10 protein-coding genes are annotated in these 10,852 nt (G+C 69.1%); 6 read left to right on the plus strand and 4 right to left on the minus strand.

The genetic code is table 11. The annotated features are described in order from the left end of the window. Window positions 1-43 precede the first annotated feature (43 nt). From ACFUEJ_RS22835 to ACFUEJ_RS22855, 5 genes are all read left to right on the plus strand, one after another. Window positions 44-829, plus strand: a complete 786-nt coding sequence (locus tag ACFUEJ_RS22835) for an alpha/beta fold hydrolase (protein WP_065630903.1) — start codon at window positions 44-46, stop codon at window positions 827-829. A gap of 126 nt (window positions 830-955) precedes the next feature. Continuing rightward, on the plus strand, window positions 956-2,080 hold the full coding sequence (locus tag ACFUEJ_RS22840; RefSeq protein WP_165630882.1) for an MBL fold metallo-hydrolase: 1,125 nt from the start codon (window positions 956-958) through the stop codon (window positions 2,078-2,080). A gap of 34 nt (window positions 2,081-2,114) precedes the next feature. Continuing rightward, the gene (locus ACFUEJ_RS22845) at window positions 2,115-2,876 is read left to right on the plus strand and encodes a crotonase/enoyl-CoA hydratase family protein (RefSeq protein ID WP_058250858.1); all 762 of its coding nucleotides are present in this window, start codon (window positions 2,115-2,117) and stop codon (window positions 2,874-2,876) included. A gap of 30 nt (window positions 2,877-2,906) precedes the next feature. Continuing rightward, window positions 2,907-3,809 (plus strand): LysR family transcriptional regulator, encoded by a 903-nt coding sequence (locus tag ACFUEJ_RS22850; RefSeq protein WP_388032106.1) that lies wholly within the window; start codon window positions 2,907-2,909, stop codon window positions 3,807-3,809. Window positions 3,810-3,815: 6 nt separating this feature from the next. Continuing rightward, window positions 3,816-4,688, plus strand: coding sequence for a LysR family transcriptional regulator (locus tag ACFUEJ_RS22855; RefSeq protein ID WP_058250859.1), 873 nt, complete (start codon window positions 3,816-3,818; stop codon window positions 4,686-4,688). A 59-nt stretch (window positions 4,689-4,747) separates the two neighbouring features. Here ACFUEJ_RS22855 and ACFUEJ_RS22860 read toward each other — a convergent pair whose 3' ends face one another. Further along, window positions 4,748-5,971, minus strand: coding sequence for an acetyl-CoA C-acetyltransferase (locus tag ACFUEJ_RS22860; protein ID WP_065630899.1), 1,224 nt, complete (start codon window positions 5,969-5,971; stop codon window positions 4,748-4,750). Window positions 5,972-6,016: 45 nt separating this feature from the next. Further along, window positions 6,017-6,778, minus strand: a complete 762-nt coding sequence (gene fabG, locus ACFUEJ_RS22865; RefSeq protein WP_068972403.1) for a 3-oxoacyl-ACP reductase FabG — start codon at window positions 6,776-6,778, stop codon at window positions 6,017-6,019. A 201-nt stretch (window positions 6,779-6,979) separates the two neighbouring features. Here fabG and ACFUEJ_RS22870 point away from each other — a divergent pair, with 201 nt between their 5' ends. Further along, on the plus strand, window positions 6,980-8,170 hold the full coding sequence (locus tag ACFUEJ_RS22870) for an acyl-CoA dehydrogenase family protein (protein WP_211538216.1): 1,191 nt from the start codon (window positions 6,980-6,982) through the stop codon (window positions 8,168-8,170). A gap of 45 nt (window positions 8,171-8,215) precedes the next feature. On the opposite strand, the gene ACFUEJ_RS22875 is transcribed toward ACFUEJ_RS22870, so the two are convergent. Both ACFUEJ_RS22875 and ACFUEJ_RS22880 read right to left on the minus strand, forming a co-directional pair. Further along, a complete protein-coding gene (locus ACFUEJ_RS22875) occupies window positions 8,216-9,862 on the minus strand; it encodes a class I adenylate-forming enzyme family protein (protein WP_211538217.1) in 1,647 nt (548 codons plus the stop codon). Window positions 9,863-9,923: 61 nt separating this feature from the next. Next, entirely contained in the window at window positions 9,924-10,688 is a 765-nt protein-coding gene (locus ACFUEJ_RS22880) for an SDR family NAD(P)-dependent oxidoreductase (protein ID WP_388032112.1), read from the minus strand. Between the last annotated feature and the right edge of the window lie 164 nt (window positions 10,689-10,852).

The following is a 10,852-nucleotide window of genomic DNA, read 5'->3' on the forward strand; positions in this document are numbered from 1 at the left end:
ACGCCGGCGGCGTCGAGAACCGTTCGGCGGCATACTGCGTGCGATGGCCGAGCCCGCACCCGTTCCCGTCGACGCGCCGGTGGTCGAACCCACGCCCGTCGTCCTCGTCCACGGTTTGCGCGTGAGCGGCGCGACCCTGCACCGGGTCGCGGCGGCTGTGGCCGGTCCCGACCCGAGGCGCGCGGTCGCCACCCCCGACCTCCCTGGCCACGGGCAGCGCCGCGACGAGACGTTCACGATGTCCGGCGCGGTGGACGCCGTGCTCGCCGAGATCAGCGGGTTCGGCCGGCCGGCGGTCGTGGCCGGGATGTCGATGGGCGGCTACGTGGCGATGGCGGTCGCCGGACGCCATCCGGAAGCCGTCGCGGCCCTCGTCCCGATGTGCGCGACCGCGCAGCCCAGTCCGCTGCTGGCCGCGCCGTTCGAGACGTTCGGTGCGGTCACCGCGTTCCTGCCGCGTCAGGCGGCGATCATCAGTCAGGTGGCCACCCGCCTCGCCGTGGGACGTCAGGTGTCCGCCGACATGGAGATCGGCGGACTGGCACTGGGGTCGATCGCCGACGTCGTCGCCGAGATCAAGCGGTTCGACGCGCTCGGCGAGGTCCGGCGCTACCCCGGCCGAACGATGTTCGTCAACGGTAGCCAAGACCAGTTCCGGGTCCACGAACAACGTTTCGTCGAGGCAGCACAGCACGCGTCGCTGACCATCGTCCCCGGGGCGAGCCATCTCTTCCCGCTCATCCAACCGGAACTCGCCGGGCGACTGGTTCACGACGTCGCGGCGAGCTGCGACGGCGCCGCGGCCGGACTCGCCGACCTGGATCCATAGGTCCTACCTCAGGATGTCTGAGCCGCCCCCAGCTTGAGCGCGATCGCCTCTCGTGATCGGATGACTGTTGATCACTGCAACGATCATCAGCGGTGTCACCACGCGACGGACCCGGCGGGAGGCTGGATGGGCACGATCGAGGTCACCGGCACGCTGCAGAAGCAGGCCTGGGCCGACAAGGTGTTGCCCCCGGTCGAGGAGGTCCGGCCGCAGCTGTGGTCGATCCCGGTCCCCATGGGATCCAATCCGTTGCGATACGTCCTGGTCTACGCCCTCGGATTGCCCGACGGCGGTCTCGCACTGATCGACGCCGGCTGGCCGTCCGACAAGTCGTGGGACATCCTCGTCGCAGGCATCCGCTCCACCGGCCACGACCTCGCCGACATCAGGTCCATCGGCGTGACCCATCTGCACCCCGACCATTTCGGGCTCGTGCCGCGTCTACTCGAGCACGTGGACGCCGAGCTGTGGATGCATCGCAACGATTCCCGGTACCTGCGCCACTACTCCGATACCGAGGTGGAGACCCAACTCGGCCAGGCGCGATCCGAACTCCGCGCTCTCGGCGCACCGACCGAGGTCGCCGACGAGGGGCTGGTCGGTTTCATCCGCCTGCCCGACGGGCGGACCGTCGACCGCGAGCTGACCGGGGACGCCCCGCTCGACATCCCCGGCTGGGATCTCCGCGCCGTCTGGACCCCGGGCCACACCGCGGGGCACCTCTGCTTCGCCGACGACACCGCCGGCATCGTCTTCACCGGCGACCACCTGCTGCCGCGGATCAGTCCGAACATCTCGACCAATCCCATGCAGACCGACAGTCCCCTCGCCGACTACCTGATCTCGCTGGCCAACACCGAGAAGATGCGTGACCACGAGGCGCTGCCGTCCCACGAGTACCGGTTCCGAGGCCTCGGCGACCGCGTCACCGGTCTCCTCACGCATCACGAGGAGCGGCTCGATGAGATCGCCTCGACCGTGACCCGGTATCCGGAGAGCACGGCCTGGGAGATCACCCGGTCGGTGACGTGGTCGCGTCCGTTCGAGGAGCTGTCCCTCACCCTCAGCCGACTCGCGTTGCGGGAGACCCACGCCCATCTCGTCGTCCTGCAGGAACGCGGCGTCCTCGACGCCCGCGTTCCCGATGAGACGGCGACCGATCCGACCACCCCGGAACCGATCCGCTGGTTTGCCGCCGGCGAGCCCACACCGGCTGAGCCGCAACAGATCTCCACATCCGAGAACACCTGACCGCCCGTCCCGTCCACCGACTCCAGGAGTCCCCATGAGTGCCGTGCTCACCGAGTTCGCCGACGGCGTCGCCGTCATCACGATCAACCGCCCCGAGGCGAAGAACGCCGTGAATCTCGAGGTGTCGGAGGGTATCGCCGCCGCGATCGACGAGCTCGAGTCGCGCGACGACCTCACCATCGGCATCATCACCGGTGCCGGTGGCACGTTCTGCGCCGGGATGGACCTCAAGGCCTTCGCCCGCGGCGAGAAGGTCGCGCTGGACGGACGCGGGTTCGGGGGCCTCACCGAGGCCCCGCCGACCAAGCCCCTCATCGCCGCCGTCGAGGGCTGGGCGCTGGCCGGCGGATGCGAACTCGCGTTGTCGGCGGACCTCGTCGTCGCAGCAAACGACTCCAAGTTCGGCATCCCCGAGGTCAAGCGCGGACTCGCCGCCGCCGCCGGTGGCCTCCTACGCCTCCCGAAGATCCTCCCCTACCAGCTCGCCATGGAACTCGCGCTCACCGGCGACCCGCTCACCGCGGTACGCGCCCACCAGTTCGGCCTGGTCAACCGGATCACCGAACCCGGCGAGGCACTCGCCGGGGCCCGCGAACTGGCCGCCGTCATCGCCGCCAACGGCCCCCTCGCCGTCCGCGCCACCAAACAGGTCACCTCCATGGCGATCCGCTACACCGATCCCGAACTGATCAAGAAGCAGTGGGACTTCCTCGGTCCGGTGTTCGTCTCCGACGACGCCAAGGAAGGTGCGATCGCCTTCGCCGAGAAACGCGCGCCGCGCTGGACCGGCAAGTGACCTGACACTCGGGTCACTAGAGTGACCGGGGTGGACCTGCACCTCGTGACCTACTTCGTCGCCGTGGTCGACCACGGCGGCATCACGAAGGCCGCCCAGTCGCTCTACATCTCACAGCCGTCGCTGTCCCAGGCGATCCGCACGCTCGAGAGACGTCTCGGCGTCACCCTGTTCGACCGCACCGGACGACGCCTCGAACTCACCGAGGCCGGACGCAAACTCGACGTAGCCGCCCGGCGCATCCTGGCCGACGTCGACCGCGCCAAGGCCAAGGTCGACGCGGTTCGGGAACTGCGCGCCGGTCGCGTCGACATCGTGACCTACGCGGCGTTCAGTGTGGACCCGGTGGTCAACATCGTTCGACTGTTCCGGGAACGGTTCCCACGCTTGTCGGTTCGAGTCGTCTCCGCCGACAGTCCCACCGGGGTGTTGTCGGCGTTGCGATCCGGGGACGCCGAGATCGGGATCATGGACTCGGCCGCCGAGCACGCGACCTTCACCGCCATCCCGATGGCCGAGCAGGAACTCATCGTCGCGGCGCCGACGCCGCTCGCCGACGGTCTGCCCGAACCGATACCGCAGTCTGCGGTGCGCTCGCTGCCACTCGTCGTCGATCACAGCGACCCGATCAGCGCGGAACTCCTCGGCGGACTCCTCGACGACAACGCCAAGAACGTGGTGGTCGACTGCCAGTTACCGTCCGCGGTGTGGAGTCTGGTCAAGAAGGGCACGGGCGCAACGGTTCTCCCACGCACCGTGGCCGACCGGCAGCTTGCGGGACTTCGTCGGCTCGCGCTCGACCCACCACTCACCCGACCGTGGGGTCTCGTGCTGCGATCCGGGCTCCCCTCGCCGGCAGCCCTCGCCTTCATCTCCGCGGCGAAGGTCCACTGCGGGATCGCGCCGGACCCCGCCGAACCACGGGATTGGTGACACGCCATGGAATTGCGACAGGTCGAGTACTTCCTGGCGGTGGTCGAGAACAAGGGCATCGGCGGGGCCGCGTCGGCTCTCGGTGTCGCGCAACCCACCGTGTCCCAAGCACTCCGGGCGCTCGAACGCGAACTCGGAGTCCAGCTGTTTCACCGCATCGGTCGCGGGATGGTCCTGTCGGCGGCCGGGCGCACGATGGTCGGTCCCGCGCGACAGATCGTGCGCGACATGGACGCCGTCGACGATCTGCTCTCCGCCTCGGCGGACGAACTCACCGGCCACCTCGAGATCCTGGCCTTCGCCGCGACCGCGGTCGGGCCCGTCGTCGATCTCGTCGCCCGGTTCCGGGCCGCCTATCCGCGGGTTTCGGTGCGACTCGGCGAGTTACGCGATGAGACCAGGGCCGCGTCGGCCATCGAGGACGGTCATTGCGAGTTCGCCGTCGCCCACCTACCCATCGCCGGCGACGACCTCGAGGTGATCGTGATCGGCGAACACGAACACGTGCTCGTCTACCCGCCGGGCACCGACGTACCCGAGGGCCCGATCCCGCTGAACAATCTGCCGGCGATCCCGATGGTGTTCGTGCCACGCGGCTACTCGGTGGCCGACGAGTTCGAGGAGGCGATCCGCGTCGGGGGCGTCCGCCCGCCGCTGGCCGTGCTGTCGGAGATCCGCGAGGAACGGCTCCCGATGGTGGAGTCCGGAATCGGCGGCACTCTACTCGAACGATCGGTGGCGGAGTCGGCCGACGAGCCGGTCGTGATCCGTGAGATCGAACCGAATGTGGTGCGACCCTTTGCCATCGCATTCCACCCGCCGTCGCTGTCGGCCGTCGGTCAGGCCTTCGTCGACCTCGTGCGCGAAACTGCGGGATGAACGGGTGGAACACCGGGCCCCACCGGTGCGGATCAGGTGGGGCCCGGTGAGTCTCGGGGTCAGCTGACGCGTTCGAAGACCGCGGCGAGGCCCTGGCCACCGCCGATACACATGGTCTCCAGGCCGTAGCGGGCCTCGCGCCGGTGCAGTTCACGCGCCAGGGAGGCCAGCATGCGTCCGCCCGTGGCGCCGACCGGGTGGCCCAGCGAGATGCCCGAGCCGTTGACGTTGGTGCGGTCGAAATCGCCGCCGGCACCGAAACGGCCGAAACCCCACTCGCGGGTGACGGCGAGTGCCTGCGCGGCGAACGCCTCGTTGAGCTCGATCACGTCGATGTCGGCGAGCGTCAGACCGGCCTTGGCAAGCGCCTTCTCGGTCGCGGGGACCGGCCCGATCCCCATGGTGCGCGGCGGCACACCGGCCAGACCCCATGACACCAGCTTCACCAGCGGGCGTAGACCCAGCTTCTCGGCGACCTCGGGGGTGGTCACGAGCGCCATCGACGCGGCGTCGTTCTGACCGCTGGCGTTGCCCGCCGTCACCGTCGCGTCCGGATCCGTCTTGCCCATGATCGGCTTCAGCTTCGACAGCGACTCGACCGAGACATCTGGGCGTGGATGCTCGTCGGTGTCGATGACCTGATCACCAGATCGCGAAGCCACGGTGACCGGGACGATCTCCTCGGCCAGTACGCCATCCTTCTGGGCCCGCACCGCTCGTTCGTGCGATGCCACAGCCAGCTCGTCCTGTTCTTCCCGGGAGATCTCGTAGTCCTTGCGCAGGTTCTCGGCCGTCTCGATCATGCCGCCGGGCACCGGGTAGTTCTTGCCGCCGGCGGTCGAGCGCGCCCGGACGAGGCTGTCGTGCATGGCAATTCCGGTCCGGGCCCCACCCCACCGCATGTCCACCGAGTAGAACGACGCGTTGCTCATCGACTCAGCACCGCCGGCGACCACGACGTCGTTGTCCCCCGAGGACACCTGGTAGGCGGCCTGGATGACGGCCTGTAGTCCCGACCCGCAACGACGATCGATATGCATGCCGCCCACTGTGATCGGCAACCCGGCATCGAGTGCGATGACTCGTCCCAGGGCGGGCGCCTCGCTGTTCCCGTTACAGTGACCGAGGATGACGTCCTCGACCTTCTCCGGGTCGAGTCCGGTCCGGTCGAGCATCCCCGTCAGCGCGGCGACCCCGAGATCAACGGCGGTGAGATTCTTGAACATCCCGCCGTAACGGCCGATCGGGGTACGGACCGGTTCGCAGATGACGACGTCGCGCATGGGTGACCTTTCGGTGTCAGAGGAGGCGTGGAGCAGGGCCGGCGGTCACATGAAACGGCCGCCGGTCACCTCGAGGACGGTGCCCGTCATGTACGACGACATGTCACACGCCAGGAACAGCGCGACGCTCGCGACCTCACCGACCTCGCCGGCGCGCCGCATCGGGATCTCCGCCATCTTCTGGTCCCACGCTTTCTGCGGCATCGCCTCGGTCATCGCCGACCGGATGAGGCCGGGCTGGATCGCGTTGACCCGCACGCCGTGATGGGCCATCTCCTTGGCCGCGGCCTTGGTGAGGCCGACGATGCCCGCCTTGGCGGCCGAGTAGTTGGTCTGCCCGACCATGCCGACCTTGCCCGACAGCGACGAGATGTTCACTATCGCACCACGCTTGGCCTCGCGCATGATCGCCGCCGCCTTGCGTGTGCCGTTCCAGGTGCCTTTGAGATGCACCGAGATGACCTGATCGAAATCGTCTTCGGTCATGGTGCGCATCGTCGCGTCCCGGGTGATCCCGGCGTTGTTCACCAGCACATCGAGTGCCCCGAACCCGTCGACCGCGGCCGCGAGCAGCGCGTCGACCTCCCCCGCGTCGACGACGTCGCACCTCACCGCGCGGGCCACGTCGCGGCCGCCGAGCTCGTCCGCGGCCGCCTGCGCGGCGTCGAGGCTGAGGTCACCGAGCACGACTCGCGCGCCGGCGTCGACGAACGAGCGGGCGATCTCGAAACCGATGCCCTGGGCTCCGCCGGTCACGACGGCCGTACGACCCTCCAGCAACGCGGCGGCGGGCGGGTGCGATGACATGTATCGGAGTCCTTTCGAGGGCGGCGGGGTGACGGTCGTCGGGCAACCGGTCGCGAAGCGCCGGGCCCGCGGTGAGTGCCGCGGGGACAAATCTATCGAGGTTCCGCCCCGATCGACCCGTCCGCGCTCATACGCAACGGCTATCGCAGCGATCCCGGTTTCGTATTGGACCCCTCGCCCGCCGGCCGCGAGAGTGACAGCATGACCGGAGTGATGCATTCAGCGCGGACGACCTCCTCCGAGGTGGGCGACGAGGACTTCGCCGACATCCTCGCCGCGACGCGCGAGTTCGTCCGCGAGGTGGTGGTCCCGCGGGAGCAGGAGATCCTCGACACCGACGCCATCCCCGACGACATTCGCCAGACGGCGAAGAGCATGGGCCTTTTCGGCTACGCCATCCCGCAGGAGTGGGGCGGTCTCGGCCTCGATCTGACCCAGGACGTCGAACTCGCGATGGAGCTCGGGTACACATCCCTGGCGCTGCGCTCGATGTTCGGCACCAACAACGGCATCGCCGGCCAGGTCCTCGTCCACTTCGGCACCGACGAGCAGAAGTCCGCGTGGCTGGAGAAGATCGCGTCCGGCGAGGTTGTCGCCTCGTTCGCGCTGACCGAACCGGGGGCCGGGTCCGATCCGGCCGGACTGCGCACGAAGGCCGTCCGCGACGGTGACGACTGGGTGATCACGGGCGAGAAGCGGTTCATCACCAATGCGCCGCTGGCCGATCTGTTCGTCGTGTTCGCACGTACCCGTCCGGCCGACGAGAACGGCACGGGCATCGCGGTGTTCCTGGTCCCCGCCGACGCCGCCGGCCTCAGCGTCGGCGCCAAGGACCGCAAGATGGGCCAGGAGGGCGCCTGGACCGCGGACGTGCACTTCGACGCCGTGCGGGTGCCGGCGTCGGCACTGGTCGGCGGCAGCGAGAACGTGGGCTACAAGGCCGCGATGATGAGCCTGGCCCGAGGCCGGGTGCACATCGCGGCTCTCTCGGTGGGCACCGCGCAGCGTGCGCTCGACGAGTCGGTCACCTGGGCCGCCACCGCCACCCAGGGCGGTACCGCGATCGGCGAGTTCCAACTGGTCCAGGCCATGCTCGCCGACCAGCAGGCCGGGGTGATGGCCGGGCGCGCACTGGTGCGCGAGGCCGCCCGGGCGTGGGTCGACGACACCGACCGCCGCATCGCCCCGTCGGCTGCCAAGCTGTTCTGCACCGAGATGGTCGGCAAGGTCGCCGATCTCGCCGTGCAGATCCACGGCGGCAGCGGTTACATGCGCGATGTCGCGGTGGAACGCATCTACCGCGAGGTGCGGTTGCTGCGCCTGTACGAGGGCACCAGCGAGATCCAGCGACTCATCATCGGGCGCAACCTGGTCAAGCGCGCGCAGCGCTGACCACACGCGCGTGCGCCGGCGCCTCGGGCGCCGGCGCTGACCCTGTCAGGCGTTCGCCAGGCGCTCCCGCAACGCCACCTTCTGGACCTTGCCGGCCGCCGAGGTGGGCAGCTCGTCGACCACGTACACGTCCCGGATCTTCTTGTAGGGCAACACCTGCGCGGCGACGAAGTCCGACACCGCATCGGCGTCGATGACGTGACCGTCCCGGGCGACGAGGAAGGCCACCGGCTCCTGCCCCACCGCACCCGCCTCCCGGGCGACGACCGCCGCCGCACCGACGTCGGGATGCGTCACCAGGATCTCCTCGAGCTCGCGCGGATACACGTTGTAGCCCTTGTAGATCAGCATGTCCTTGGCGCGGTCGCAGATGTAGAGGTACCCGTCGGCGTCGCGGTAGGCGATGTCACCGGTGTCGAGCCACCCGTCGACGAACTGCTCGGCCGTCTTCTCGGGGTGATCGAGATAGCCGCCGGTGACCTGCGGGCCGCGCACCCACAACTGTCCCTTCTCCCCCGGCGGGAGGACGACGGCCGGATCGTCGACGGCGCGGATCTCGATCTGGGTGTCGAACGTCGGCAGACCCACACTCCCGAGCCGGTATCGACCCCCGGACGTCAGGGGCGCCGAGGACACGAGGCACGTCGCCTCGGTGAGGCCGTATCCCTCCACGATCGCCGCTGCCGGGAACGCGTTCTCGAGCTGCTCCAGGGTCACGTGATCGATCGGCGCCGCGCCGGAGGAGACCACCCGCACCGAGGTCAGGTCCCGTGTGGAGACGTCGGGGTGCACGGCGAGCGCATGCCACATCGCGGGACTCCCGGTCACGTACGACGCCCGATGCGCCTCGATGAGAGCCAGCATCCGCCCGGGCTCGAACCGACCGGCGAACACGTGCGTGGCGCCGCACAGCAGGAGGAACGACATGTTGATGAGGGCGTGCGCGTGGAACAGCGGGGACACGACGACCGTCGCCGCATGCCCGGGGACCACCCCCGGGTTCTCCGACGACCGGGGAGTGAGGGTCAGGAAACCGTCGGTTCCCGCCTCCACGGAATGACCTGCCCGCCAGGCGATCATCTGCGTGACGTTGCCGAGCACGTTGCGGTGCAGGACCCGAACGCCCTTCGAAACACCCGTGGTGCCGCCGGTGAAGGCGAGGTGCGCGACATCGTCGCTCGTGGTCGAGACCGGCGGGGCCGTCTCCTGCCCGACGACGAACTCCGCCAGGGAGACGGAGTCGATGCCCTCCGGCGCATCCGCGGCCCCGTCCACCGTCACCACCGTCGTCAGCGCCGTCCCGACGGCGGCGGACAGGAGACGCGCGGACTGCTCGACCTGCGTGAAACCCACCACCGCAGCGGTTTCCGCGATCTGACGTCGCAGACCCGGTACGGGCTGCAACGGATTGACCGGGGTCACCGCCGCACCGGCCCGGAGTGATCCGTAGTAGGCGACGACGAACTCGACGCTGTTGGTCAGGTACAGCAGGACCACATCGCGATCGCTCACTCCGACCGCACGCAGGGCCGACGCCACGGCGGCCGAGCGCACGTCGAGCTCGGTGAACGTGAGCGTCGTCGCGCCGTCGACAACGGCCGCGCGCTCGCCGTAGAGGGCGGCCATACTCGCCGGCAGCACCGCCATCGTGGCGTCGGGATAGCTCAGAGTGGTGGGCGCCGTGACAGACATCGCGATGATTCCTCTCGAAAGGCGTTGTGGGGGAAGCAGAACGGACGTGTCGGGGTTCGGGTTACCGCGGCGCCATCCGGATCGCCCCGTCGAGGCGAATGGTTTCGCCGTTGAGATAGGTGTTCTCCAGGATCGACGCGGCGAGCTGACCGAACTCGTCCGGCCTACCGAGCCGCGCCGGATTGGGAATGCTCGCGGCGAGCGCATCGCGCACGTCGTCGCGCAGCCGGGCGAGCAGCGGCGTGTCCATCGTGCCCGGCGCGATGGTGTTGACGCGGATGAGCTTGCTGGCCAGGTCCCGTGCGGCGACCAGCGTCATCCCGACGATGCCCGCCTTCGACGCCGAGTAGTTGATCTGCCCGATCTGTCCCTCGTACGCCGCGACCGACGCGGTCATGATGATGGCGCCCCGCTCCCCGTCGACGGGCTCCTGTCGAGCGATACGTTCCGCGCCGAGCGAGAGCGCATGGAACGACCCGACGAGGTTGAGCTTGATGACGAACTCGAAGTCCTCCACCGAACCCGCCTTGCCCTCCTTGTCCAGGATGCGCATGCGCCGGCCCGCGCCGGCACAGTGCACGAGTCCGCGCAGGCCCCCTCGGTCGTCGGCGACATCGAGTGCGGCCTCGAACTGTTCACGGTCGGTGATGTCGGCGGCCGCGAACGACGCTGCGGCGCCGAGTCCGTCGGCCACGGCCTGACCGTCCGAGGTCGGCAGATCGATCAGGGTGACCAGGCCACCGGCGTCGACGACGCGCTGAGCAGTCGCGAGCCCGAGACCGGATGCGCCGCCGGTGATCGCGACCGACAGTCCATTGAGTTTCATTGTTATTCAGTACCTTTCGATGAAATTGTTCCGTGCCCCCTGAGGGGCGAGCTTGCGAGCCCGGCCCCGGCTCCCTGAGGTGCGAGCGAAGCGAGCCCCCGTTGCTCCCTGAGGTGCGAGCGAAGCGAGCCCCCGTTGCTCCCTGAGGTGCGAGCGAAGCGAGC

Source organism: Gordonia sp. NPDC057258, from assembly GCF_042668985.1.
GTDB lineage: Bacteria > Actinomycetota > Actinomycetes > Mycobacteriales > Mycobacteriaceae > Gordonia > Gordonia hongkongensis.